A 25,413-nucleotide genomic window follows, 5' to 3' on the forward strand; every position below is an offset into this window, starting at 1 on the left:
TGACTCGTCCATATTATTCATAATAAATCATACATATTGCTTCGAAAAAAGACGGCAGGTCTGGGAGGACCAATGAAAATCACGGCCATCAAGGCGCGCGTCTGCAATGCGGAAATGCGCAACTGGGTTTTCGTTCGCGTCGAAACCGACGAGCCCGGCTTGTTTGGCTGGGGTGAGGCTACGCTGGAATGGAAGACCCGAGCCGTCGTTGGGGCGCTTCAGGACCTTGAGGCCCTGCTCATCGGGCAAGATCCGCGCAATGTGGAGCAGTGCTACCAGATACTTACGCGCCACGGCTTTTGGCGCCTCGGCGTCGAGGGAATGTCCGCCGTCAGCGGCATCGAGATCGCGCTCTGGGACATCCTGGGCAAGTCATTGGGCGTCCCCGTCTGGCGCCTTTTGGGCGGTCGGGTCCGCGACTATCTGCGCACCTATACGCATCTCGGCCTCGGGGACATGAAGGCGGTCTATGAGACCGGATCCGCGGATGCCATCGTGGAACGCGGACGCATCGTGACGCAAGCAGGCTACGACGCGGTCAAGGTCGTCTGCATTCCCTACACCCACTACGTATCGCCCGCCAAGGCAGTCGACTCCGTTGCCAATATGGTTGGCTCGCTTCGCGAGGCGGTGGGCCCGGATATCGACATCATGGTCGATTTCCACGGACGCCCTGCATCGGTTAACGCTGCGATGGATTACCTCAAGGCAATCGAACCGGCCCGCATCATGTTCGCGGAAGAGCCCGTTCCACCCGAAGATGTTGCCGGACTGGCGCATATCACGGCGCGATCGGCCGTGCCGATCGCGTCCGGCGAACGGCTGATCGGGCGCCGCGAATTTACGCACTCGATCGCAGCCCGCGCCTTCAACATTGCCCAGCCTGATATTTGCCACACTGGCGGTCTGCTCGAGACAAAGAAGATCGCGGCCATGGCGGAAACCGCAGGCATCGGCCTTGCGCCGCACAACCCGCTCGGTCCGATCGCCGGTGTGGCTGCTCTTCATTTTGGCATATCGACGCCAAACGTTGTCATTCAGGAGGAGATGTCCGGTGCCGTCGCCTGGTACGACGACGTCGTCACCTGGCCAATTCAGCGTAACCCAGGCCGCTGGGATCTGCCCGAACTGCCGGGCCTTGGCGTCACCGTCAATGAGGACGTGATCGCGCGCCACCCCTTCAAGCAGGAAGTGCTGCATGCCCGCAACGCCGTCATGCCGGACGGCACCGTGGTGGACTGGTGAATGCAATGGCAGGTCGGCTGCAAGGAAAGATCGCAATCATCACGGGCGCCGGCCAAGGCATCGGTGCCGCCACCGCCCGCGCCTTTGCAACACATGGGGCAAAGACCGTCATTGCTGAACTGAATGCGGCAAGCGGGAAAGCGGTCGCCGACGAATTGCGTGCCCAGGGCGCGGACGCCCTGTTCATCGAGACGGACGTCACCGACGCATCCGCGGTCGCGGACATGGTCTCCCGGACGATCACGGCCTATGGCGGCGTCGACATTCTGGTCAACAATGCCGGCGCCAACGTCTTTTACGAACCGCTGGCGATGCCGGATGAGGAATGGGAGCGCTGCCTCAAGCTCGACCTCCAGGCCGCGTGGTTCTGCGCCAAGGCGGTTTTGCCGACGATGCTGGCGAACGGCTCAGGCTCTATCGTCAACATAGCGAGCTGTCACGCGTTCCAGATCATTCCCCATACATTTCCATACCCGGTCGCCAAGCATGCGCTTCTGGGCCTGACCCGTTCGCTCGCCATCGAATATGCCGCGCGTGGCATCCGGGTGAACGCGATAGCACCCGGCTATATCGAGACGCCGATCGCGGAAGCCTACTGGAACACATTCCCGAACCCCGCCGAGGAGAAGCGGCGAGCCTACGACCTCCATCCGCCTAAGCGTATTGGCCGGCCGGACGAGGTTGCAATGACGGCGGTTTTCCTCGCCTCGGACGAAGCGCCGTTCATAAATGCCGAGACGATCACCATCGATGGTGGGCGCTCGGTTCTCTACCACGACTAGCAACCACCATTGAGCTCAGGGAGGATCTTCATGAAAACCACAACAAAGGCTTTGGCGACATTTGCGGTACTGGCTGCCGGACTGATGAGTGGCGCAGCAAGCGCAGACGACATCAAGATCGGCTACATCAACAAGATGGGAGACCACCCATGGTTCGTCGCCGAAGTCGGAGGCGCCAAGAAAGCGGCTGAGGCGGCAGGGGCTGCATTCGTGTCACAGGACGTTCAGTTTGACGCCAATTTGACGATCACGACCTTCGATACGATGGTCGGCGATGGCGTGAAAGGCATCGCCATCGTTGTCCCCGACAAGGCGCTGGGACCGGTCATCGCGGAGAAAGCAAGGGCCGCAAAAATTCCCTTGGTGGCGGTGGACGACGATATCTACTACCAGGATGGCACCCAGGTCCCCTATGTCGGCATGAATGCCTACAACATCGGTGCGCGGGTGGGCGAAGAGCTTGCCAAGCTCTACAAGGCTGAAGACTGGGCCGGCAAAGAGGTGCGCATCGCCTCGATCGAGGACCGCAAGGCCGATACCTGCATGCAGCGCAACAAGGGCGCGGAAGAAGCGTTCCTGAAGGCGGTGCCCGATTTCAAGCCGGGCAACATCGTTCGCGTCCCCTACGACAATACGATGGTCAACGCCATCGATGTGATGACCACCACATTGACGGCCAATCCCAGCGTCACGAACTGGATATTCTATTCATGCAACGATGATGGCGTGCTGGGTGGTGCGCGAGCACTGGAGAATGCCGGCTATTCCGCAGACCAGGGCATGGGGATCGGCATCGACGGGAGCCGCGCCTGCGACGCCTTCGGATCGGGAAAGCCATCGGCGTTCCGTGGTACGATGTGGCTCAATTCGGAAAATCATGGCGCGCTGGCGGTGAAGATTCTCTTGGCATCCATCAAGGACGGAACGAAGCTTCCCGTTCAGTCCTTCACTGACCCGGAATACATCACCGCCGACAATTTTGCGTCGGACTACAAAGCCAAGCTCTGCCACTGAACCAGATATGCGTCATGCGCAGCAGGGCGCATGACGCTCTTTGGGCCGGCAGTTCGTCGGCAGGCACACGGGATCGATCCTCGGGAGGGAGCTTTTGATGCAATCGGATTTCTTCTCGCTCGATAGGATTTCGAAGCGCTTCGGCGTCGTGCAGGCGCTCGACAATGTCTCGATTACCTTTCGGCCAGGAGAGGTGCTTGCCCTGGTTGGCGAGAATGGCGCCGGCAAATCGACAATGATGCGAATTCTCGAGGGCGTGTTCGCACCGGACACCGGCACCGTGCTGCATGGCGCCACGCCGATCGTTTTCGGCGAACCGCGCGACAGCCACAGAGCCGGAATACGCGTCATCCATCAGGAGCCGGAGATCGTTCCGAACCTGACCGTGGCCGAGAACATTTTCGTCGGCGAACTGCCGCGGCTGGCAGGCGTCCTGCTCGACTGGCACAGGCTCGAGGAGCAGACCGATCGGGTGCTTGCGACCTTCGGCATGCAGCAGGATATGCGGCCGCGTCAACTCTGCAGCACACTCGGTCCGGCACAGCGCCAGATGATCGAAATCATGCGCGCCATACGTGCCGGCGGCCGGCTGATCGCATTTGATGAGCCAACCTCGTCGCTGACCGACGACGAAGCGCGCCGTCTGTTTTCAGTAATTCGCCGGCTGCGCGAAGAGGGCACTTCGATCGTCTACATCTCTCACAGGCTGAACGAGGTCATCGACCTTGCGGATCGCATTGTCGTTTTGCGGGACGGCCGGCTGGTCGATGATTCCCCCGCGGCCGGTGCCAGCGAGCAGACCATAGCCAAGCTCATGGTCGGCCGCGACATTGCCGATCTGTTTACGCGCGAGACGTGGCAATCGGGGCAACCGTTGCTGGAGGTGACGGGCCTGACCACTGACCACGTCACCGATGTGAGCCTCAAGGTCCGCCATGGCGAGGTCCTCGGCATTGCCGGCCTTATGGGTGCGGGTCGATCCGAGTTGGCAAAGGCGATTGTCGGCTATGACAGGCGTCTCGACGGAAGCATAACGATGAATGGGGTGCCCGTTGGCCCTAACAGTCCGCATGCAGCGATCGTGGCGGGCATCGGCTTTGCCCCGGAAGACCGCAAGCACGAGGCGCTGCTGTTGTTCCGAAGCATTCTTGATAACGCCTCGCTTTGCGTGCCCGACAGAACGTCGACCTTCGGCTTCTTCAACCGGCGCAAGGCACTGGAGATCGTCTCACCACTTGCAGCAAAGATGTCGATCAAGGCGCCCGACCTCGACGAACAGGTTTCCAAACTGTCGGGTGGCAATCAACAGAAGGTCGTTCTCGCGCGCTGGCTTGCGCGGCAGCCGATGCTTCTCATCCTCGACGAGCCGACCCGCGGCATCGACATCGGCGCCAAGGCGGAAATCTATCGCCTGATCGATGAACTCGCCGCCAGCGGCATCGGCATAATCCTGATTTCCTCGGAAATGCCGGAACTGATCGGGCTCGCCGACAGGGTGCTTGTCATGGCTGGAGGTCGGATCACGGCCGAACTTTCCCGCCCTGACATCGACGAGACCACGATCCTGAAATACGCCATGCCGCAATCTGTAGCATCGCTCGGAGGACAAATTCAGTGAACAGCCTTGAGCTCAGGACAGCAACAACACAAACCGGAAAAAGGCGCGCTTCGTTGCGCATCGCAGAGCGCATCGGCATTCACAACATAAGTCTTCTTGTTGCTCTCGTCATTCTCGTGCTCATTTTCGGCACTCTGAGAGGCGACGTGTTCTTCTCGAGCCGAAACCTGCTGAACATCGGTCTGGGCATCACCATCCTGGGCGTCCTGGCGATGAGCCAGACCGTGGTCATCGTCGCCGGCGGGCTTGATATTGCTGTCGGCGCAATTGTCGGTCTGACCACGGTATCGACGGCAATGGCCATCCAGGCCACCGGATCACCCACCGCGGGCATTCTTGCCGGCCTGGTCCTGGGCGGTCTTGCCGGCCTCGTGAACGGCATCATCATCACCTATGGGCGGGTCAACGCTGTCATCGCGACTCTCGGTACGATGGCGATCTTCCGCGGCATCGCTTTCATCATGTCCGATGGGCAATCGATCGCGATTTTCAGCGAGACTTTCCGCTTCATCGGGATCGGACGAATCCTCGGCCTGCCTCTGCTGATCTGGATTCTTTTGCTGACCGCCATCGTGTTCCATCTCTTTCTTGCCCGCTCGATCGTTGGCCGCAACATCTATGCCCTGGGCGGCAATCCCGTTGTCGCACGCTTCTCCGGCATCAACATCAACCGCTACCGCGTCGGCATCTACATCATGAGTGGAGTGGCGGCCGGATTGGCCGGGATTCTGTTGGCTGCCCGTACCGGCTCCGGGCAGCCCGTATCCGGATCCCAAGGCCTGGAACTCGAGGCCATCACAGCGGCCGTTCTGGGTGGCTGCGCCTTGCAGGGCGGCAAGGGCACGATCGTCGGCGCACTGCTGGGCGTCGCCATCATTGGCGTCCTCAACAACGGAATGATACTGACCTCCGTGCCAACCTTCTATCAGCTGCTTGCCAAGGGCTCGCTGCTGATACTTGCTGTGGTAATTGCCGAGTACCACTTGAACAGGACATGACGATGGACGCGGCGATCGTTTCGACTGGCCAAGGCAAGCAGGACATTCCTGCCGCAGATGGCACCACGTCATCGCTCAAGGACCGCATCGCACGCGATCTCGGACAGCGCATCCTCGCCGGCTCCTACGCCCAGCACTCCGTCCTGCCGACGGAAGCCGAACTTTGCGTTATCTACGGGGCGAGCCGCACCGCGCTTCGCGATGCTCTTCTGACGCTTTCGGCGAAAGGATTGATCGAGGCACGCAAGCGGGCCGGGACGCGTGTGCGCGTGTCGAGCGAATGGAACAGGCTGGATGCACAGGTTCTGGAATGGATGCGCGATATCGAGCCTGACCTCGATTTCGTCCGTGGATTGATCGAGGCGCGGCTGGTCATTGAACCCGCTGCCGCCCAACTTGCGGCCAAGATGGCGACGTCAGGCGATCTCGCAGTCATCGAAGCGGCGTATGAAGCCATGCGCATTGCTCCGCAGGACGATCTCGCTGCGTGTCTCGATGCCGATGTCAGGTTTCATACCGCCATCCTTCGTGCCAGCCGCAACCCGGTATTCGCCAATCTCGGCAATATGCTTGCGGCCGCCCTCAGCTTCTCCTTCCGCCTGACCACATCGGCCACCGCTAATTACCAGCAGACGCTGAGCGCGCATGGCGACGTGCTGGAGGCAATCAGGATGCGCAGGGCCGACGACGCTCACGATCAGATGAAGGCGCTCATCGGCATCGCGTCGAACGACCTTCTTGCAGTGGCTCGCAAAGGCCGCCATCAACAGCCGATCGCCGCTGCCAAGGCCGACACCGTCTGAACTGATGGCCCCGACGATCAAGATCAGAAGCGGAGACCTGTCCGCTGAAATCGTCCCGTCGCTTGGGGCAGGTCTTGCGAGACTGGACTATGGGCGCGTGCCGCTCTTCCGGCCGTGGCCGGATGGCGGGAGCAGCAACCCGTTCGACCTTGCCTGCAACCTGCTTTTGCCGTGGTCAAATCGCATCTCGGGCGCCGGGTTCACATTCGACTCCAAATTCCACGAACTGCCTGCCAATGTTGCAGGCGAGCCATTTCCCATTCACGGCAATGGATTTTCGAGCGAGTGGGACGTCGACAGCGTAGCGCAGGACAACGCAAAGCTGTCCCTCATCAGCAATGGACCCGGCCCATACCGATATCGCGCCGAGGTGCGCTACACGCTGACCGGACAGGGGCTCGAGCTGAAGCTTCGCGTCGTCAATCGGGCATCGATCAGGTTGCCGTTCGGGCTTGGCATCCATCCATGGTTCCCGAGAACGGCACGGACCGCGCTTCATGCGCCGGCCTCGCAGGTTTGTCTCGAACTGCCCAACCATCTCCCCGAACGGTTTGTGGATATCAAAACCCGTCCCCATTGGGATTTCGGCGCCCCGGCCGTATTGCCGAGTGGATGGATAAACAATCTGTTTGCTGGTTGGAACGGCGTCGCCACCATATCGTGGCCGGAGCATAGTTGCAGCCTGCGGATTGAAGCTTCATCGCCCTTGAATTTCTACCTGGTCTATTCGCCATCGGACGAGAGCGACTTCTTCTGTTTTGAACCGGTCAGTCATGCTGTCGATGCTCACAATCGTGGTTCGATCGACAAATGGAATGGACTGTCGGTGCTTGGGCCCGGCGAGGCCCTGGCAGCCCGTTGCAGCTTCGCCGTCAGTTAGGCGGATCTCTGCGGCGCCATCGAATTGGCGGACCTTTTGTCCAAACGGAGCTTGGGAAGAGGGAACTCCGGCGACCGGGAACCCGTGAGCCCGTTCGACGTTTGCCGGATGTCGCGGCGCAGTTCGTCTGCTTGACGGCCCCCAAAAATGTGCTTGGCAGGATTGGATCAATGACGGATGTTGAACCAAAAGAATTCGTGCTCGCAGGCATCGTCATGAGGCGACTGGTCTCCGGCGAACAGACGGGAGGCTTGTTGAGTCTCTTCGAAAACAGAAGCGACGGGCACACGAAAACGCCAATCCATGTTCATGCGAATGACGACGAGACGGTCTACGTCATCGAAGGGCAGTTGACCGCAATTGTGGACGGTGTGGTCCGAACGCTCTCGCCCGGCGAGAGCATGTTTTTGAAGCGTGGCATCCCGCACCAGCTTATGAATCCCGGCAATCAGCTCGTTCGCTATATCCTGATAGACACGCCAAGTGTGTTTGAGCAGTTTCTCGCCGAAGGTGGCCATGAACTCGGCAAGGGAGAGGTGGTCGAGCCGCCGACGCCTGCCGATATCGAGCGGCTCAAAGCAGCCGCGCCGAAGTATGGGATTACGCTTCTGCAAGACTGGCCGGCAAGAGAGTAGAAGGCTTCGTGATGGCGGCTTGGATCGCCGCTAAAGCCGGCCCTTGCCCGAGGAACCGGTATTGGCTAGCCGACGGCAATCCAATCCAAGAGGCTGCGGGCAAAACTTCGCGGCGCGATGAGTTCGCAAGCGGTCTCACCGGTGCGCAGGAAGAGCACGGGCACGTGGTGGAAGGATGTTTGCACGGCGCGGCCCGGAGCGGCGGTCGGCGCGTGCCAGTCGACGGCAATGCAGCCGGACAGAAGCCTTGCGATACCAGGGCCGGCCATTTTCAAACGAGCACGGCCTTCCCCAAGGGGAACGGAACAGCCGAGATCGGGGTCGACGACGAGGGCTGGCACTTCTGTGCCTTCGTCGAGAGCCAGCCAAAGGCGGCGAGGTGCAACGCGGATTATTAGAAGCCCCTTGTGGCGAACCGTCTCTCCGACCGAAGCGGGAAGTTTCTTGCCGAGCGACGCCGAGACGCTCTTTTCGAATTGTCTCAGTGTCCCGTCCCAGCCCTCGACCTGGATAAGCGGACAATCTGCCACGGACAGGCTGAAATCCCGAGAAGAGGTCAAGCTAGCCATGCAGCCGTTCTCCCTGCGGATCGACGAATACCGGCGAGACAATGCGGGCGCGAACCGTTTCGGCCTTCATCGGATAGACCGCCACGACCTCGCTTCCTTCTGACGCAACATCCCCGGCAAGGAGTGCCAGACCGACATAATGGCCGCGTTCGGGGCTGAAAGTGACGGAGGTGACGCGACCGCGCCCATGGCCATAGGGTTTCTCATCCGGCAGGAACAGGATGGCGCCGCCGCGCAGGCGTTTTCCGTCCTCGATGCATTCCAGTCCGATCAGGCGCTGCCGGTTGGGCGCCTGGAGGGCAGGGCGCCGTCGCAGGATGTCGCCGACGAAGCCGCTGCGCTTGCCGGCCATGCGGCCGAGGCCGAGATCGTCGAGCGTCGTGCGCCCATCGATCTCCGGTCCGGCGACATGGCCCTTTTCGACGCGTAGCGCGCCAAGCGCCTCAACGCCGTAAGGCTTCAGGTCGAAGGGTCTGCCGGCTTCGAGCAAGCGGCTCCAGAGCTGTTCACCCGCAGTGGCGCCGACATAGACTTCGTAAGCACGCTCGCCGGAATAACTGAGACGCAGGATGCGGAGCCCACGGCCCTCCCACTCGCTTTCGAGTAGCCCCATATGCGGAAGCGCCGCGTCGGAGACGTCGAGACCAGGAAAAGCAGCGCTGAGGATTGCGCGGCTGGCTGGCCCGGCAACCGACATTGCCGCCCATTCATCGCTGACCGAGGTGACGGCCACACGCAAATCCGGCCAGGCCGTGTCGAGCAGGAATTCGAGACGCGACAGCACGTCGGCAGCCTTGGCCGTCGAAGTGGTCATGAAGAACCGGTTTTCCGCCAGCCGCGTCGTGGTGCCGTCGTCGAAGACGATGCCGTCGTCACGCAGCATGACGCCGTAGCGGGCGCGGCCTACCGCCAGTTTGGCAAAGCCGTTGGCGTAGACGCGGTCGAGGAAGATTGCCGCATCCGGGCCCTGGACATCAATCTTGCCAAGGGTGGAAATGTCCATAAGGCCCGCCGCCTGACGTACGGTACGCATTTCGGCGACATAGGCCTCGTTCACGTCGCGCCCCGACTGCCGGTAGAAATAGGGCCGCATCCAGAGCCCGACCTCGAGCATCTCGGCGCCGTTCGCCATGTGCCAGTCGTGCATCGGCGTGCGGCGGATCGGCTTGAAATGATGGCCGATGGCGCGCCCGGCAAGCGCCCCGATGGCAACCGGCGTATAAGGCGGGCGGAAGGTCGTGGTGCCGGTCTCGGGGATCGTTGCGTTGCGCAGCGCTGCCATGGCGGCAAGTGCGGGAAAATTGCTGGTCTTGCCCTGGTCGGTGCCCATGCCGAGCGTGGTGTAGCGTTTCAGGTGCTCGACCGATTCATAGCCCTCGCGATGGGCGAGCTCGATGTCTTTTGTCGTCACATCCATCTGGAAATCGACAAAGGCTTTTCCGCGTCCAGCGGGCAGGACCTCGTAATGCGGGGCCGCGGCGGTCTCGCCGAGATCTAGTTTCGATGGAGTGGGCGCCGGCGCCGACTTGCCGCAGGAGACTGCCGCGTCGATGCCAGCACGATGACCGTCCTCGATGGCTTCGGCAGTTGCATAGGCCCCCAGCATTGCGCCGGCGCCGAACCGGCCGGCCGGAAAAGCGCCCGGCACGAAGCCGCCGATGTCGTCGCGATAGACAGGTTTGACACCGAGGTGTGAGGTGAGATGCACGGTTGGCGACCAGCCGCCGGAGATGCAGACCAGGTCGCAGGCGGCCGAGGACTGGCCCTCCGGCCCGTTGAGCGTTACGTGCCTGACGGCATGGCCGCCGTGCAGGTCGACGATGCGCGTTGCGGCCCGCACCACCACGCCGAGCCGTGCGGCTTCTGCGGCAAGTGCTGCGGGCGGGACGGGGCGCAGATCGGCAACCGTCACCTCCGCGCCGGCTGCGGCATAGTCGAAGGCGGTGCGCCAGGCACCGTCATTGGTGGTGGCGACAATGATTTTCTTGCCCGGCAGGACGGCGAAACGGTTGAGGTAGGTCCGGGCGGCCGAGGCAAGCATGACGCCGGGCCGGTCATTGTTCGAGAACACCATCGGCCGCTCGATGGCGCCGGTGGCAAAAACGATCGAGCGGGCGCGCAGCATGGTGACCGTTTGCCGTGTCTGGCCATTCGGCTGCGGATCGGTTGGATCGCGCTGTTCGACCAGTCCAAGGACATTGCCGTCATAGCTGCCGAAAGCGGTCGTCCGCTTCATCAGCGCGACGGTTTCGAAGCCCTCCAACTCGGCCTCGGCCTGCCTCAGCCATGCGGCCGCTGCGCTGTCGGACGGTTCCGCCAGAAGCTGGCCGCCAAGCAGGAAATCCTGCTCGATCAGCGCGACCCGCGCGCCGGCCGCGGCGGCTGCCCGCGCCGCCGACAGTCCCACCGGGCCGCCGCCGACGATGGCGACATCGGCGAAGGCATGACGGACCTCGTAGTGGTCGGGATCCGGGCCGGTGCCGGCCCTGCCCAGACCGGCCGCCTTGCGGATAAAGTGCTCGTAGAACATCCAGGCGCGGCGCGTCGGGCCCATGAAGGTCTTGTAGTAGAAGCCGGCGGACAGAAACGGTGCCAACAGCCCGTTGACGCTTTGCACGTCGAAGGCAAGCGACGGCCAGCGGTTCTGACTCTCCGCGACCATCCCGTCGGCGAGTTCCAGCGTCGTCGCCGGCAGGTTCGGCTCGCGCCTGCCGGCGCTCCCGAGCGTAACCAGCGCATTCGGCTCTTCGGGCCCGGCGGAAAAAATGCCGCGCGGGCGATGATATTTGAAGCTGCGACCGACCAGCGTGACGCCATTGGCGAGCAGCGCGGAGGCAAGCGTGTCGCCGCGATATCCAGCCAGCTTGCGGCCGTCGAAGGTAAACTCGACCGGCTGCTCGCGGACGATGCGGCCACCCACCGACAGCCGTTTGCGGTTCGCACTCATGCCGGTGATTTCCTGAGAGTTGATCTCCTGGCCGGCAATTTTCTGGCGAAGTCGACGGCTGCGATGACGTGGTTGCGTGTGTCGCGTTCGACCACCAGCCATTGCCGGCAACCGGTCACGTGCTGCCAGTATTCACGGTGCGGGCCGGCCGGGTTTTTCCTGACATAGACATAACGGTACCAGGCCTCCGGATCGGGGTCGGCATGGGCCGGACGCGTGACCGAGGCATCGCCGCCATAGCGGAACTCGTCATGGTCGCGCGGGCCGCAGCAGGGGCATTCGATAAGCAGCATTTTGTTTCCGCCTCCTATTGCAGCCAGGCCGAAGGGCCGACGCCGGCTTCGTCGAGCGTGTGGCCGGTGCGGAAACGATCGAGCCCGTAGACCGCGATCAAGGGATGCGGCTTGCCGGTGGCGATCGTATGGGCGAAGCACCAGCCGGAAGCCGGCGTCGCCTTGAAGCCGCCATAGCACCAGCCGCCGTTGAGATAGAGGCCGTCGATCGGCGTCGGGCAGATGATCGGGCTGGCATCGGGGGTCATGTCCATGACGCCGCCCCAGTGGCGCAGCAGGCGGACGCGCGAAATGCACGGCATCAGCGCAATGGCCGCCTCCGCCACTTCGCGCACGACGCCGAGATTGCCGCGCTGGGCGTATGAATTGTAGCCGTCGAGATTGCCGCCGAAGACCAACCCCCCCTTGTCGGACTGGCTGACGTAGAAATGGTCGGCGCCATAGGCGACGACGTGATCTACCAGCGGCTTCAGCGGCTCGGTTACGAAAGCTTGCAGAACATGGCTTTCGATCGGCAGTTCAAGCCCGGCCCTGGCGCCGAGCACGGACGTATGACCGGCAACAGCGAGGCCGATCTTGCCGGCGCCGATCCGGCCTTTCGTCGTTTCGACGCCGACGATGCTGTCGCCGTCGCGGACGAAGCCTGTCACCTCGCAGTTCTGGATGATGTCGACGCCATGGCCGTCGGCGGCGCGCGCATACCCCCACGCCACGGCGTCGTGACGCGCCGTGCCGGCGCGGCCCTGAAAGATGGCGCCATGGATAGGAAAGCGGGCGGTGTCGGAAAAATCGAGATAGGGCACCAGCCTGCGCACTTCTTCCCGGTCGAGGATATCGGCATCGATGCCGTTCAGCCGCATGACATTGGCCCGGTGGCTGAAGCTGTCGAGCTGATCGGCCGAATGCGCTGTGACGAGCTGGCCGCGCTGGGAAAACATGACGTTGAAGTTCAGCGCCCGCGACATGCCCTCCCAGAGCTTCATCGAGAATTCGTAGAACTGGGTGTTGCCGTCGAGCAGGTAGTTGGAGCGGATGACGGTGGTGTTGCGGCCGACATTGCCGCCGCCGACATAACCCTTTTCGAGCACCGCGACGTTGCGGATACCGTGGTTCTCGGCAAGGTAGAAGGCGGTGGCGAGGCCGTGTCCACCGCCGCCGATGACGATCACGTCATAGGACGGTTTTGGTTCCGCCGCACGCCAGGCGCGCTGCCAGTTCTTCTGGCCGGACAGCGCGTTGCGTAAAATCGAAAATGCCGAATAGCGCGCCATGCGTGCGGGCCTATCGAACGATCGGGCGGGCCGGCGTACAGGTGAGCACTTCGGCACCCGCATCGGTCAACAGCACCGTGTTCGAGACGAAGTCATTGCCGCGGCCCGTTCCCATCAGCCACGACAGGATGTGGAAGCTCATCCCGGTCTCGATCTCGAGGTCGGAATCGTGCCTCAAGCCGGTCACCGAATTGCCGCCGGTCCATGACGGCGGCTGGCCGGCGCCGACGAGATAACCGCAGTGATGGCGGCGATAGTGGGAAAGACCGGCCTCGTCGGCGACGGCCTGCCAGGCGGCGTAGACATCGCGCGCCTTGGCGCCCGGCCGCAGCGCCTCAACGACCGCGTGGAACGCCTTGGCGGTCACCTCCGCCATTGCGGCGTCTTCGTCGCTGATGTGGCCGATGCGAACAAGCCGGCCGAGCGGCGCGTGGTAGCGCGAGATGCACCCGGACAGTTCGACAAAGACCGGCTCGCCGTTGCGGTAGATCCCGTCGCCCCAGGTCGTGTGCTCTTCACCCAGGCGCGCGGCCGGGCGGATGAACGGTCCGAAGCCCGGCGCATGACCGCCGGCGAGGATCATTGCCGCAACACATTGGGCGGCGACCTCCTGTTCGGAAGCGCCATCCGAGATCGCGGCGATCGCGGCACCGGCGGCGGCGTCCGTCACCTTTGCGGCACGCCGCATCAGCGCCTGTTCTTCGGCGCTCTTCACCCGCCGCATCTTGTCGATCAGACCGGAGACATCGCTCCACTTTGCATCGGCTTGCATCTGGAGTGCCACGGCAAGTCCGTGGCTAAGGCCGGCCGTCCAGTATTCGAGGCCGATCCGCTTGCCGGACAGGCCGAGCTCTGCAAGCACCCGCGCGGCAAGGTCGGCCGCGGTTTCGCTGTCGGAGTGGCCACGGAATTCCGCTGCCTTCACCTGCTTCTCGATTGTCACCTTCTCCATCGAGCGGGTGACCAGAACAGGTTTTCCCCGGAGCGGCACGATCAGCAGGTGAGGGGCAAAATACCCCCAGTGATCAAGCCCGGTGAGATAGAAGACGTTCTCCGGCGAGGCAAACACCGCTGCGTCGAGCTCGCGCTCAACCAGTGCAGTACGGACCTTTGCCAGGCGGCCGGCGATTTCGGCTTCGGAAAACGGATTGCGGTCCATCGGGCGTCCTCGTGCTTGTTGCCGGCTTGGTGGCGGGCTGGTCTTTTCGGCAGCCGGTTTCCCGGCGGCCATGTCAGTCGATGACGATGACTTCGCGCGCCACATCGCAGAGGCGTTCGCCGCCGCGTTCCGTGACGACGAACGATTCCGAGATGGCGATGCCGAAATCGTCGAGCCAGACGCCGGCCATGAAATGGAAGCACATCCCAGGCTGCATCTCGGTGGTATCGCCGGGACGAAGGCTTGCGGTGCGCTCGCCCCAATCGGGCGGGTATGCGAGCCCGACCGGATAGCCGACGCGGCTGTCCTTCTTCAGCCCGTTCCGTCGCAGGACTGCCTGCCAGGCGGCTTCCACCTCTTCGGCGGTGTTGCCGGGGCGCGCTTTCTCGAGGCCAGCGTCGACGCCCTCGACGATCGCCTTGGCCATGTCGAGGATGGCTTGCCGCGGCTTGCCGAAGTGTACCGTCCGGGTCAGCGCCGCATGATAGCGGCGCCGCACGCCGGCGATCTCCAGAATGGCGAGGCCGCTGTCCGGCAGCGGCGCGTCGGACCACGTCAGATGCGGCGTGCTGGTGCCCTCGCCAACGGGCATCAGCGGACAGATCGCGGCATAGTCGCCGCCCGCTCCAGGCACGCCCATGATCTGTGCGTGATAGATTTCCGCAATGACATGGTTCTGAGGCACACCGGGCCGCATTTTCTCGATGGCGCGGTTCATGGCATGCGTGCAGATCGCACCCGCCTCGCGGATCAGCACCAGCTCGGCTTCGGATTTGACCAGCCGCGCCCAGTTGACGAGATCGTGGTTGTTGGCGAAGTGCGCGTCGGGCAGCCCCTCGACAAGGTGGGCGTGGCAGCGCGCAGTGTAATAATGCGCGTCCATCTCGACGCCGATGCGGGCCTTTCCCCAGCTGCGCGACCGGATCAGTTGGGCGAGTTCGTCATAGGGGTGTTCGACCGGCTGCTGCACCAGCCGTTCCGAGAACGGCACGATGTTTGTCTCGGGCAGGCCGGTGGTTAGGCGTGCACTCTTGGCGTCCTGCGCCCTGCCGAACCAGATCGGCCGATCCTCCTCCAGATGGACGAGGACGCACTGCGGAACGTAGAACGACCATCCGTCATAGCCGGTCAGCCAGCACATGTTGGCTGGATCCTGACAGACGATGAGATCGAAGCCGGCTTTTTGCATGCGTGTCTTCACGCCGGCGAGGCGCTGCCCATACTCCGCTTGCGTGAACGTCCCGAACCCGTTCGCAGTCGCCACCGAAATCCTGCCTTCCAGCTACGCCGCATGCCCTTTGATCAACATGGGCAAACAGGCCAAATTGTGCACAACTCGACGTCAATTTGTTGGCTAGCTACGAATTATCGCCGAATTTTCATGGCTTCTATATCTCTGCTTGCGAAATGTCTAGGGCAGTTGTATACGTCTTATCAAGCAGGCGTCGACCTCGAAGAAGGCCGCGCCCTGGGAACCATCCACAGTTGTCCAATGGGAGAAAAGCATGTTCAAATCATCGATATCGCGCCGCATGGTCGTGAAAGCGGCTGCCTGCATCGCGCTGGCCGCGACGTCATTGACCTCGCTGTCCGCTCACGCGGAAACCACTCTCGAACGGGCCAAGAAGGACGGCTACATCCGCGTCGGTTTCGCCAACGAGGCGCCGTTCGGTTACGCCACGCCAGACGGCAAGCTGACCGGCGAGGCGCCGGAAGTCGCCAAGGCGGTGCTCGCCAAGATGGGCATACCGCAGGTCGACGGTGTTCTGACCGAATTCGGCTCGCTCATCCCGGGTCTCAAGGCCGGCCGCTTCGACATCATCGCTGCCGGCATGTTCATCACTCCGAAGCGCTGCGCCGAGATCAACTACTCCGAGCCGTCCTACGGCATCGGCGAGGCTATGCTGGTGGCTAAAGGCAATCCGAAAGGCATCAAGGATTTTTCCAGCATCAAGGACAATCCGGATCTCAAGCTTGCCGTGATGGCCGGCGCCGTCGAAGGCGGCTTCGCCAAGGATGCGGGCGTTGCCGGTGGGCAGATCGTCTCCTTGCCCGACCAGTCAAGCCTGGTCGCCGCCGTCCAGTCGGGCCGCGCCGATGCTGCCGCGCTGACCGCTCTTTCGATCGCCGACATGGCCAAGAAAGCCGACGGCGTCGAATCGACCAAGCCCTTCGGCGAGGTCGGCGGCAAATCGGTGAAAGGCCATGGTGGGTTCGGCTTCCGCAAGGAAGACACGGACCTGCTGGAGGCGTTCAACGCCGAGCTGAAGAAGTTCATCGGTTCGCCAGAGCACATCGCGCTGGTCGAGCCACTCGGCTTCGGCAAGGATTATCTCCCCAACAAGACCACCGCGGAGCTCTGCGCTGGCAAATAGGTTCCCAACTGCTGGCGGCGCGAAAGCGCCGCCCTTTTTTCCCGGGGGAATCGCATGGGAATCCGTACGCTCATTGCCATGTTGGTCATCGCGCTCGTCGTGATCGGCGCGTTGGCAACACAGGAAAGCTATAGCGTTTTCATGCCGGGGCTGCTGCAAGGCGCGGTCCTGACGGTCGAGATCGCCGTCCTCGGCAGCCTGCTCGCAATTGTCATGGGCGTACTTGCAGCACTTGCAAGGATGTATGGCCCGACGCCGCTCAGATGGCTGGCCACGGTTTACGTCGAGATCTTCCGCGGAACGTCGGCACTGGTGCAATTGTTCTGGCTGTTTTTCGTGCTCCCGCAATTCGGCGTCACGATCAACGCATTCGTTGTGGCGGTGCTCGCGCTCGGCCTGAATGTCGGCGCCTACGGATCGGAGTGCGTGCGCGGCGCGATCCTGTCCGTCGCCCGCGGGCAGTGGGAAGCGTGTACGGCATTGAACATGACCCGCCCGCAGATGTTGCGCCGGATCATCCTGCCGCAGGCCTTTGTCGCGATGATCCCGCCCTGGGGCAATCTGTTCATCGAGCTTCTGAAATCGACAGCGCTGGTCTCGCTGATCACGCTTTCGGATCTCGCCTTCAAGGCCCAGCAAATGAACCAAAACACTTTCAAGACCATTCCGATCTTCACCCTCGTGCTTTTGATGTACCTGGCAATGTCGCTGGTCGTGACCATCGGCATGCGGCTTCTCGAAAGGCGGGCTTCGCTCGGATTGGCGCGGGGGAAGGCAGCATGATCTGGGACTGGGCATTTGCTTTTGAAATCCTGCCGGTGCTCGCCCGCGCTGCCATCGTTTCCATCGAGGCGACGCTGATCGGGTTTGCGCTTGCCGCCTCGCTTGGCCTGGTGCTGGCGGTCGTCCGCATCGCCGTGCCGTGGACCGGCTGGACGATTTCGGTGCTGGTCGAACTGATCCGGTCGACCCCGCTGCTGATCCAGATATTCTTTCTTTATTTCGTCTTTCCGAAATTCGGTGTCGTGCTCGACGCCTTCACCGCCGGGGTGCTTGCCATCGGCATCCACTACGCTGCCTATTGTTCCGAGGTCTATCGCGCCGGTTTCGACAACATCCATCGTGGCCAATGGGAAGCCGCGGTCGCACTCAATCTGTCAGCCTGGACGACGTTCCGCGACATCATCATTCCGCAGGCGATCCCGCCGATCGTTCCGGCGCTCGGCAACTATCTGGTTGCCTTGTTCAAGGAGACGCCATTGCTTTCCGCAATCGCCGTGCTGGAGCTGATGCAGACGGCCAAGATCATCGGCTCCGAAACCTTCCGCTACACTGAGCCGATGACTCTGGTCGGCCTGTTCTTCCTTGCCATGAGCCTGGTTTCTGCCGCGCTCATTCGCTCCCTCGAAGGCCTGCTCAACCGGAGGACGATGCGATGACGGAACAACCGATGGTCCGCTTCGACAATGTTTCGAAACGCTACGGCGCGCTGACCGTTCTCGACGGGCTCAATCTGGAAATAGCACGCGGCGAGAAGGTCTCCATCATCGGGCCGTCCGGCTCCGGCAAGACCACGGTGCTGCGCATGCTGATGACGCTGGAGACGATCAATGACGGCGTCATCTGGGTCGAAGGCGAGCCGCTCACCCACATGCAGAGGAACGGCAAGCTTGTTCCCGCCGATCTCGCACACATCCGCAAGATCCGCGCCAAGATCGGCATGGTGTTCCAGTCGTTCAACCTGTTCCCGCACATGACGGCGATCCAGAACTGCATCGAGGCCCCGATAACCGTGCTCGGCATGAAGCGGCCCGATGCCGAGGCGCGTGCTGCCGAGCTGCTCGACATGGTCGGTTTGTCGGAGAAGAAGGACCACTATCCATCGCAGCTTTCCGGCGGCCAGCAGCAGCGTGTCGCCATCGCCCGCGCCTGCGCCATGCGGCCCAAGATCATGCTGTTCGACGAAGTGACCTCGGCACTCGACCCCGAACTCGTCGGCGAAGTGCTTGAAGTCATCCGAAAACTCGGTAGGGAACATGACCTCACCATGCTGATGGTCACCCACCAGATGGGATTTGCCAGGGAATTCTCCGATCGCGTCTGCTTTTTCCATGCCGGCAAGATCTGCGAGCAGGGGCCGCCAAGCGAGTTGTTCGGCGCCCCCAAGAACGAGCGGACGCGGCAGTTCCTGCACGCTGTCCTGGAGGCTGGATGACGCTTGAGACGGATGCCACGCCCCTGGCCGCGACCGCCGCACCGCCGCGCCCGCTCTCGGCGCGGGAACGGTTCGAGCGTATCTACCGGATACTGCGCGACCGCATCTGCCTGCTTGACTACGCGCCGGGTAGCCATCTCTCCGAGGAAGAGCTTGCCCAGGAATTCCAGATCAGCCGCACGCCGGTTCGCCGTGTCCTGGCGCGCCTCGAATCCGAGGGTCTGGTTCAATCCGTCCATGGTGTCGGCACGATCGTCACCGATGTCGACATCGAGGAATTGCAGCAGGTCTATCACTTGCGCCTGGAGTTGGCGCTCCTCGTCGGCAAGCTTTCGCCGATCCCGCGCACGGCGGACGACCTCGACCGGATACGGGCGCTCATCGCGCGCTGCGATGCCGATATACTCAATCCCGACCAGCGCGCTTTCCTGCGCCTCAACATGGATTTTTTCTACGAGCTCACGGCGATGACCGGCAACCAGCCGCTGCGCGAGATCAGTGAGCGCCTGTATTTTCAGGTCGCGCGCGTCGTCCTGAAGCTGATGCCCCAATTGGGCCTTGTCGAGGAGTTCACCGCGTTCCGCCGCGAAATGGAAGAGGTCCTTGCCGCCGCCGAGATCGGCGACTGGGAGTCCATAGGGCACATAAGGCGGGCGCATATCTCGATGAGCTTTCGCCGCATGATGCGTCATGCAGGCGAGGCGAACCTGGATCGAGCTACATAGTCAGCCCCTCACGGTTGTGCTGGTCGCCTGCCGCCGAACTGGCTTCGATGCCCGAAGCCCCGCCCGGTACCGACAGGATTTGCCAGCACCGGGATGACTGACGCGGTTCGATGCTGCAGGCCCGTGCCGCGCTTAAAGAGGATCCTCGCTCGGTATGTTGGCGGGGTTCCAGACGACCTCCCACAGATGTCCGTTCGGGTCGCGGAAGTATCCGGCATATCCGCCAAAGAACGTGTCCCGGGCAGGCCTGATGATCTCGGCTCCGGCGCGGGCGGCCTCATCCATCACTTGATCGACTTCTTCGCGGCGCACGACGTTGTGGCCGATTGTGAACGAGGTCGAGGTAATCGGCGCCTCGGGCAGGCCGGTGTCGTAGGCGAGGTCGTCCTGAGCCCAGATCGCGAGCTTCAACCCGCCGGACAGCCTGAAGAACGCGACGGCGCCATGCTCGAACTCGCGGCCGATGATCCCTTCCGTCGGTAAGCCGAGACCGTCGCGGTAGAACGCAAGAGAACTCTCGAGGTCGGCGACGCCGATAGTCAAAACCGAAATGCGCGGTTTCATGGCAGTCTCCTCTGGTTGTCGGAGACACCAGGATAAGGTCGGGCGACAGTGAGGACTTGAACAAAACGGCCAAAGGCGTGCCGCCAAGTCGAAGGACGCGCTGAGGTCTCACTCGTTGTGCAGCAGGTGATGAATCTGTCGCGGGGTGCTTCCTGTCAGGCGGCGGCTCTCGCGGACAAGATGCGCCTGATCGGAATAGCCCGCCTCGGCTGCCAGCATGGCGGCGGAGCTGTTGGGGTGGCTCGAAAGCCGCAGAAAGCGCTGGTAACGGAGGATACGGTCAAGCGTCTTGGGGCCATAGCCGAAGCTCTCGTCGAAGCGCCGACGCAACGTCCTTTCGCTCATCTCGAGCGCGCGCATCAACCAAGGGACGAGCGGCGCGTCGGGTGGCGGCCCGCGCTCGATCAAGCGATATGCCGCCTGCATGGGAACGTCTGGCGCGCGGGAGGCCACCTCCTCGGCGACGACCTGTTGGAGCGAGCAGGCCAGATCCTCGAGATTATCGCTGGCGCGCACGCGGCTGGCGAGGCGGCGAGCTCGCGCCCCCCACAAATCGTCGAGCGACAGCCTCTTGCCGACCAGCTCGACTTGCGGCACACCGAGCCATGCCGTCGCCGCGGCAGGATGGAAGCGCAAGCCGATCACGACCTCGTCTGCTGCAAGAACCTCGGTCTGCGGCTCCTTGTCGGGGCCGGCAATTCGGAAGCTGCCTCCGATCCATTGCAGATCGATCGTTGCGTCGGGCATGACGACGATTGGCGGTGAGCCCGCCGGGTCCATCCGATGCACCCACACCGAAGCAAAGCTCCCGCGAAGCCGCGCCGACGCTGGACGTTGCTGAAATGAACCCGTTGCCTGCGCTGGGACGGGATCGCTCATCTCGCTCCCCTTCGGATTAGCGGCGGTGAACCTACGGCGCAGCGGCTGCGCCCGGCCGTCGCTCGAGGCAACAATCTGCACGACCGACAACGTCTTCCAATCGAGAACGGTTGCAAGAATCGGTCGTTTTCTTCCGGCCGGGAACGAAGAGGGCGGGTGATGCCACTTGCATCGCCATCGGCAGCGCCGTGTGCGGCTCATATGTCGATGGCCGTTTTGTTCAATCCGGCAAGGGAGAGGCGTGCTTATCTTTCCGCGTCGTACATCACATGAGAGGTATGCATCATGAGCAACAACAACGACCAACGGATCGACTACGTCGAATTCAATGTGAAAGACATTCAGCGGTCACGCGACTTCTACGGAAAGGCGTTCGGCTGGACCTTCACCGACTACGGCCCGCAATATTGCGAGTTCAACGACGGGCGCTTGTCCGGTGGCTTTGCTGCTGGCCCAGCGAGGTCCGGAGGAGGCCCGCTCGTCATTCTCTATGCCGATGATTTGCCGGGAACGGTCAAGCGTGTCGAACAGGCGGGAGGCAAGATCGTCAGGCCGATCTATGGCTTCCCCGGCGGCCGGCGCTTCCATTTCGCTGACCCGGATGGTTACGAGCTTGCGGTTTACACCGAGGACGGCAGCAAGGAATGAGCCGCACCGTTCGTCCGGCCTACTCCTCGAAGCGACCCGTGGCGTCACGATCGCGCTCGTATCGTCTCTTGAACGGAAACGGCGGCAACCAGGACTCGCGACGGATGATCCAGCTTTCGTAGGTTGGCATCAGTTGGTCAGGCGCATCCAGGGACCCCAGGTTCACTTCGATTTCGTCTGCGGTGCGTGCGAAAATGGAGGAGCCGCAGCGGGGACAGAAAAACCGACCGGCGTAGTCGCGTGTTTCGCCGTCGATCGTCACCGCATCCTCAGGAAATATCGCGGAAGCGTGAAAAAGGGCGCCATGATGCTTGCGGCAGTCGAGACAGTGACAAAGGCCGACCCGGTATGGGCGCCCCGACGCGACAATTCGGACGTTGCCGCACAGGCAACCGCCGGTGAATCGGTCCATGCTGCGTCTCCTCCAAAATCAAGCGGCCGGAATGGTTACAACGACCGGCACTGTTGTTGCAATCGCCGCGCCGCGGGCGGGGACGCGTCGTTCTTCCGTGGCGATGACATTGCAGCCGCCTCTCTATGCCTTATGCGAGCTTGCCGCCGAAAATAGGCTTTGGTTTGTCATATGGAACGAAACGGCGCGTTCCATTGAGCGGCCAACTCGGCGGCCGAGGCGATCTTGACGCCGCAGTCGGCGAGTATGCGTGCGACCGTCGCTACCGGTTCGGCGTTGGACGAGGCTATGCTGCCGTTCGGAAGGAAAAGATTGTTTTCGAAGCCGGCCCGGACATGGCCGCCAAGCAATGCGGCGGCGGTCACGCACGCCGCTTCGTAGCGGCCGAAGGCGCAGACGCTCCAATGGTCGAAGTGCGGTATGTTCGCCGCGAGGAATGGCAGGAGATCGGCAGGAACGGACGTCTGTCCCGGCGTGTAGCGGCCCAGCACGTAGAGAACCGGTATGCTTGCCCAGGGGATCAGTCCGCGCTGCTTTATGTCCGCAAGCCTGACGGCCTCCTCGGGCGAATAGAGGATGATCTGCGGCGCAACCCCCTCGGTGTGCAGCCAGGCCATGAAGCGCGCGAAGGCGAGTTCCGATCCGGCATCAGGAACGATTTCGCGAAGCGCCAGCGAGACAGCTTGCGGCTTCACATCTTGTACGACGGCCATCTGTTGGGCCGGCGAATAGATGCCGAGCGCTTCGGAGGTGATCTGGATTACCAAGCGGTCGCCGGCAGCACCGCGGATGGCGGCGATCGCCTGGCGGTAGGCGTCGGCGTCGAGCAGATGATTGCCGCTTCTGTCGCGGACATGGACGTGGATCATAGCCGCACCGGCATCGGCGCATTCCGCGGCCGTCCTTGCAAGTTCGGCTGGTGTCAGCGGAATCGCCGGATGGTCGGCCTTGCTGCGACGTCCCCCGTTCGGCGCGACGGTTATGGCGATGCGGTCGAGAGCATGGGCCGGCTTCATGGGGACGTTCTGTGAGTGACAAGATTCATATGAATCAATCTTTGACCACACTGAAACAGACGTTGCAATCGCTGGTCTGGCGAGCTAGCAATATCCATGGACCAGGGAGAGCTTGCTGGACAGATCGTCATTGCCTTCGACGGCATGTCGGCGCAGCTTCGGTCCGCCGCGCGCTATGTCCTTGATAAGCCGTATGATGTCGCGCTGTTGTCGATGCGTGAGCAGGCCCGGCACGCAGGAGTGCAGCCGGCGACGATGACGCGGCTGGCCCAGCATCTCGGCCTTGATGGCTACGAGGCGGTACGCGATATCTACGCCGCCGCGATCCGGGACGGCGAAATCGGTTTCGCCGGCAAGGCGGGTCTTCAGGTGGCCAGCCAAAAGCTCAAGGGCGACCACGCGCTGGCGGCCGATATTCTGGATTCGATTTCCAGCCAGCTTGCCCATCTCGCCGAAGGCAGATCGATCGACCGTCTGGTCGAGACGGCCAGGGCGCTGAGTGCGGCAAGGCGCGTCTATTGCCTCGGCCTGCGCTCGAGCCACGCAGTCGCCTGGCATCTGCATTACATCCTGTCGCTGATCGGCGAGAAGTCGGTGCTGCTGCACGGCATCGGCGGAACCGACGGCGACGCTCTCGCCCACGCGACCAAGGACGACGTGCTGATCGCCGCCAGCGTCCTGCCCTACACGCGCTTCACCATCGAGCTTGTCGAGTACGCTGCCGGCCGCGGCGTACCGGTCATTGCGATCACCGACAGCGGGGTGGCGCCCTTGGCGCTGCTTGCCGATCACCTGGTCATCGTGCCGACGGGCAGCCCGTCCTTTTTCCACACCATGACGCCAGCTTTCATCGTTGCGGAGGTCCTCGGTGCTCTTGTCGCAGGGCAGGCAGGCGAGGGCGCTGTTCAGTCGCTGCGACGTTTCGATGAGCAGGGCGCCGCCCTCAAGACCCATCTGAACCAACGTCCGTCGAAGAAAATGCCCATGAGGGACCGTCGATGACACACATTCTTCATCGAACCATCCACTCGACGCTGCCGGTCGCCGTTCGCGGCCAAGGCATCGAACTGTTCGATGCCGAGGGCAAGTCCTATATCGACGCTTCGGGCGGAGCCGCCGTGTCCTGTCTCGGCCACGGCCATCCCGACGTGATCGCTGCACTGCACACCCAGCTTGACCGCATCGCCTACGCCCACACCAGCTTCTTCACCACCGAGGTGGCGGAGCGCCTGGCGGATCGGCTGGTCGAGGACGCGCCGAAAGGGTTGGACCACGTCTATCTGGTCAGCGGCGGCTCGGAGGCGGTCGAGGCCGCGCTCAAGATGGCCAGGCAATATTTTGTCGAGAAAGGCGAGCCGCAACGGCGCCATCTCATCGCACGCCGGCAGAGCTATCACGGCAATACGCTCGGCGCTCTCGCCTCCGGCGGCAATGAATGGCGGCGCGCCCAGTTCAGGCCGTTGCTGATCGAGACCCACCATATCGACCCCTGTTACGCCTATCGCTATCAAAAGCATGGCGAAAGCGACGAAGCCTATGCGGCGCGCGCCGCCCAGCAGCTCGAAGACAAGATCCTCGAACTCGGCCCGGACGAGGTCATCGCCTTTGTCGCCGAGCCGGTGGTGGGTGCGACGCTCGGCGCCGTGCCGTCGGTCGCCGATTATTTCAAGCACATTCGCGCGATCTGTGACCGCTACGGCGTGCTGCTCATCCTCGACGAAGTGATGTGCGGCATGGGCCGTACCGGCACGCTGCATGCGTGCGAGCAGGACGGCATCGCTCCCGACCTGCTGACAATCGCCAAGGGGCTCGGCGGCGGCTACCAGCCGATTGGCGCGGTGCTGCTCGGCCGGCATGTCTTCGACGCCTTTGCCCAAGGCTCGGGCTTCTTCCAGCATGGACATACCTATATGGGGCATCCAATGGCAGCGGCGGCCGGCCTTGCCGTGCAGGAGGTCATCCGGCGTGACCGTCTGCTCGACAACGTCAGCGCAATGGGCGCGCAGCTGGACGAACGCCTGCACCAACGCTTCGATAACCACCATCACGTCGGCGACATTCGCGGGCGGGGCCTGTTCAGGGGAATCGAGCTGGTGGTTGATCGCGCCAGCAAGGAACCGTTCGACCACAGGCTTGAACTCAACGCCCGCATCAAGCGCGAAGCAATGGCCCGCGGCCTGATGATTTATCCGATGGCCGGGACGATTGACGGTGTGCGCGGCGTTCACGTGCTTGTGGCGCCGCCTTTCATCATTTCCAAACAGGATATCGATCGGATCGTCGAACGGCTCGGTGAGGCAATCGACGCTGCGATTGCTTCAGCGGCCTGACCCGCACGACGCGGACCGCCTCAAACCAGTTCCAA

At 62.6% G+C, this 25,413-nt stretch carries 26 protein-coding genes; 16 read left to right on the forward strand and 10 right to left on the reverse strand.

Annotated features, from left to right (window positions below; all coding sequences use genetic code 11):
• The first annotated feature begins 114 nt into the window (after positions 1-114).
• The 8 genes from dgoD (at position 115) to AC0L2X_RS02415 (ending at position 7,975) form a co-directional block, all read left to right on the forward strand.
• Positions 115-1,245, forward strand: coding sequence for a galactonate dehydratase (gene dgoD, locus AC0L2X_RS02380; protein WP_473553505.1), 1,131 nt, complete (start codon positions 115-117; stop codon positions 1,243-1,245).
• Between the two features lie 5 nt (positions 1,246-1,250).
• Positions 1,251-2,027 (forward strand): SDR family oxidoreductase, encoded by a 777-nt coding sequence (locus tag AC0L2X_RS02385; RefSeq protein WP_473553506.1) that lies wholly within the window; start codon positions 1,251-1,253, stop codon positions 2,025-2,027.
• 30 nt (positions 2,028-2,057) lie between these two features.
• The gene (locus AC0L2X_RS02390) at positions 2,058-3,041 is read left to right on the forward strand and encodes a substrate-binding domain-containing protein (RefSeq protein WP_473553507.1); all 984 of its coding nucleotides are present in this window, start codon (positions 2,058-2,060) and stop codon (positions 3,039-3,041) included.
• A gap of 97 nt (positions 3,042-3,138) precedes the next feature.
• The gene (locus tag AC0L2X_RS02395) at positions 3,139-4,659 is read left to right on the forward strand and encodes a sugar ABC transporter ATP-binding protein (RefSeq protein WP_473553509.1); all 1,521 of its coding nucleotides are present in this window, start codon (positions 3,139-3,141) and stop codon (positions 4,657-4,659) included.
• A gap of 53 nt (positions 4,660-4,712) precedes the next feature.
• The gene (locus tag AC0L2X_RS02400) at positions 4,713-5,657 is read left to right on the forward strand and encodes an ABC transporter permease (protein ID WP_473553511.1); all 945 of its coding nucleotides are present in this window, start codon (positions 4,713-4,715) and stop codon (positions 5,655-5,657) included.
• Positions 5,658-5,659: 2 nt separating this feature from the next.
• Positions 5,660-6,460 (forward strand): FadR/GntR family transcriptional regulator, encoded by an 801-nt coding sequence (locus AC0L2X_RS02405; protein ID WP_473553513.1) that lies wholly within the window; start codon positions 5,660-5,662, stop codon positions 6,458-6,460.
• 4 nt (positions 6,461-6,464) lie between these two features.
• Positions 6,465-7,340, forward strand: a complete 876-nt coding sequence (locus AC0L2X_RS02410) for an aldose 1-epimerase (protein WP_473553515.1) — start codon at positions 6,465-6,467, stop codon at positions 7,338-7,340.
• 170 nt (positions 7,341-7,510) lie between these two features.
• Positions 7,511-7,975, forward strand: a complete 465-nt coding sequence (locus tag AC0L2X_RS02415; RefSeq protein ID WP_473553517.1) for a cupin domain-containing protein — start codon at positions 7,511-7,513, stop codon at positions 7,973-7,975.
• Between the two features lie 65 nt (positions 7,976-8,040).
• On the opposite strand, the gene AC0L2X_RS02420 is transcribed toward AC0L2X_RS02415, so the two are convergent.
• From AC0L2X_RS02420 to AC0L2X_RS02445, 6 genes are all read right to left on the reverse strand, one after another.
• Entirely contained in the window at positions 8,041-8,544 is a 504-nt protein-coding gene (locus AC0L2X_RS02420) for a sarcosine oxidase subunit gamma (RefSeq protein WP_473553519.1), read from the reverse strand.
• Positions 8,537-11,491 carry a sarcosine oxidase subunit alpha family protein gene (locus AC0L2X_RS02425; protein ID WP_473553521.1) on the reverse strand — a complete coding sequence of 985 codons (2,955 nt, stop codon included), beginning with the start codon at positions 11,489-11,491 and terminating at the stop codon, positions 8,537-8,539. The genes AC0L2X_RS02420 and AC0L2X_RS02425 overlap by 8 nt, the downstream gene beginning before the upstream one ends.
• On the reverse strand, positions 11,488-11,784 hold the full coding sequence (locus AC0L2X_RS02430) for a sarcosine oxidase subunit delta (protein ID WP_473553523.1): 297 nt from the start codon (positions 11,782-11,784) through the stop codon (positions 11,488-11,490). The genes AC0L2X_RS02425 and AC0L2X_RS02430 overlap by 4 nt, the downstream gene beginning before the upstream one ends.
• A 14-nt stretch (positions 11,785-11,798) precedes the next feature.
• Complete coding sequence (locus tag AC0L2X_RS02435; RefSeq protein ID WP_473553525.1) at positions 11,799-13,055, reverse strand: sarcosine oxidase subunit beta family protein; 1,257 nt, start codon at positions 13,053-13,055, stop codon at positions 11,799-11,801.
• A 10-nt stretch (positions 13,056-13,065) separates the two neighbouring features.
• Complete coding sequence (locus tag AC0L2X_RS02440; protein ID WP_473553527.1) at positions 13,066-14,214, reverse strand: M24 family metallopeptidase; 1,149 nt, start codon at positions 14,212-14,214, stop codon at positions 13,066-13,068.
• 73 nt (positions 14,215-14,287) lie between these two features.
• Complete coding sequence (locus tag AC0L2X_RS02445) at positions 14,288-15,478, reverse strand: M24 family metallopeptidase (RefSeq protein ID WP_473553528.1); 1,191 nt, start codon at positions 15,476-15,478, stop codon at positions 14,288-14,290.
• Between the two features lie 241 nt (positions 15,479-15,719).
• Here AC0L2X_RS02445 and ehuB point away from each other — a divergent pair, with 241 nt between their 5' ends.
• From ehuB to AC0L2X_RS02470, 5 genes are read left to right on the forward strand one after another with little or no spacing between them, the layout of a single operon-like run.
• Positions 15,720-16,589 carry an ectoine/hydroxyectoine ABC transporter substrate-binding protein EhuB gene (gene ehuB / locus AC0L2X_RS02450; protein ID WP_352489715.1) on the forward strand — a complete coding sequence of 290 codons (870 nt, stop codon included), beginning with the start codon at positions 15,720-15,722 and terminating at the stop codon, positions 16,587-16,589.
• A gap of 54 nt (positions 16,590-16,643) precedes the next feature.
• Positions 16,644-17,372: an ectoine/hydroxyectoine ABC transporter permease subunit EhuC gene (ehuC, locus tag AC0L2X_RS02455; protein WP_352489716.1), complete on the forward strand. Its 729-nt coding sequence runs from the start codon at positions 16,644-16,646 to the stop codon at positions 17,370-17,372.
• Complete coding sequence (gene ehuD / locus AC0L2X_RS02460; RefSeq protein ID WP_352489717.1) at positions 17,369-18,028, forward strand: ectoine/hydroxyectoine ABC transporter permease subunit EhuD; 660 nt, start codon at positions 17,369-17,371, stop codon at positions 18,026-18,028. Before ehuC ends, ehuD begins: the two co-directional genes overlap by 4 nt.
• Complete coding sequence (gene ehuA / locus AC0L2X_RS02465) at positions 18,025-18,804, forward strand: ectoine/hydroxyectoine ABC transporter ATP-binding protein EhuA (RefSeq protein ID WP_473553532.1); 780 nt, start codon at positions 18,025-18,027, stop codon at positions 18,802-18,804. Before ehuD ends, ehuA begins: the two co-directional genes overlap by 4 nt.
• Positions 18,801-19,529, forward strand: coding sequence for a GntR family transcriptional regulator (locus AC0L2X_RS02470; RefSeq protein ID WP_473553534.1), 729 nt, complete (start codon positions 18,801-18,803; stop codon positions 19,527-19,529). Before ehuA ends, AC0L2X_RS02470 begins: the two co-directional genes overlap by 4 nt.
• Positions 19,530-19,661: 132 nt before the next feature.
• On the opposite strand, the gene AC0L2X_RS02475 is transcribed toward AC0L2X_RS02470, so the two are convergent.
• Both AC0L2X_RS02475 and AC0L2X_RS02480 read right to left on the reverse strand, forming a co-directional pair.
• Positions 19,662-20,093: a VOC family protein gene (locus AC0L2X_RS02475; RefSeq protein WP_473553536.1), complete on the reverse strand. Its 432-nt coding sequence runs from the start codon at positions 20,091-20,093 to the stop codon at positions 19,662-19,664.
• A 108-nt stretch (positions 20,094-20,201) separates the two neighbouring features.
• Positions 20,202-20,972 (reverse strand): helix-turn-helix domain-containing protein, encoded by a 771-nt coding sequence (locus tag AC0L2X_RS02480; protein ID WP_473599249.1) that lies wholly within the window; start codon positions 20,970-20,972, stop codon positions 20,202-20,204.
• Positions 20,973-21,254: 282 nt separating this feature from the next.
• On the opposite strand from AC0L2X_RS02480, the gene AC0L2X_RS02485 reads away from it, so the two are divergent.
• Positions 21,255-21,620 (forward strand): VOC family protein, encoded by a 366-nt coding sequence (locus tag AC0L2X_RS02485; protein WP_352489762.1) that lies wholly within the window; start codon positions 21,255-21,257, stop codon positions 21,618-21,620.
• 19 nt (positions 21,621-21,639) lie between these two features.
• Here the strand turns inward: AC0L2X_RS02485 and AC0L2X_RS02490 are convergent, their stop codons facing one another.
• Positions 21,640-22,032 (reverse strand): GFA family protein, encoded by a 393-nt coding sequence (locus AC0L2X_RS02490; RefSeq protein ID WP_352489722.1) that lies wholly within the window; start codon positions 22,030-22,032, stop codon positions 21,640-21,642.
• A 167-nt stretch (positions 22,033-22,199) separates the two neighbouring features.
• Positions 22,200-23,048, reverse strand: coding sequence for a beta-keto acid cleavage family enzyme (locus AC0L2X_RS02495; protein ID WP_473599243.1), 849 nt, complete (start codon positions 23,046-23,048; stop codon positions 22,200-22,202).
• A 96-nt stretch (positions 23,049-23,144) separates the two neighbouring features.
• Here AC0L2X_RS02495 and AC0L2X_RS02500 point away from each other — a divergent pair, with 96 nt between their 5' ends.
• Together AC0L2X_RS02500 and AC0L2X_RS02505 are read left to right on the forward strand one after the other, a co-directional pair.
• Positions 23,145-24,050 carry a MurR/RpiR family transcriptional regulator gene (locus tag AC0L2X_RS02500; protein WP_352489724.1) on the forward strand — a complete coding sequence of 302 codons (906 nt, stop codon included), beginning with the start codon at positions 23,145-23,147 and terminating at the stop codon, positions 24,048-24,050.
• Positions 24,047-25,378 carry an aspartate aminotransferase family protein gene (locus AC0L2X_RS02505; protein ID WP_473553538.1) on the forward strand — a complete coding sequence of 444 codons (1,332 nt, stop codon included), beginning with the start codon at positions 24,047-24,049 and terminating at the stop codon, positions 25,376-25,378. Before AC0L2X_RS02500 ends, AC0L2X_RS02505 begins: the two co-directional genes overlap by 4 nt.
• The last annotated feature ends 35 nt before the right edge of the window (positions 25,379-25,413 follow it).

This window comes from Mesorhizobium sp. WSM4828 (genome assembly GCF_055811175.1).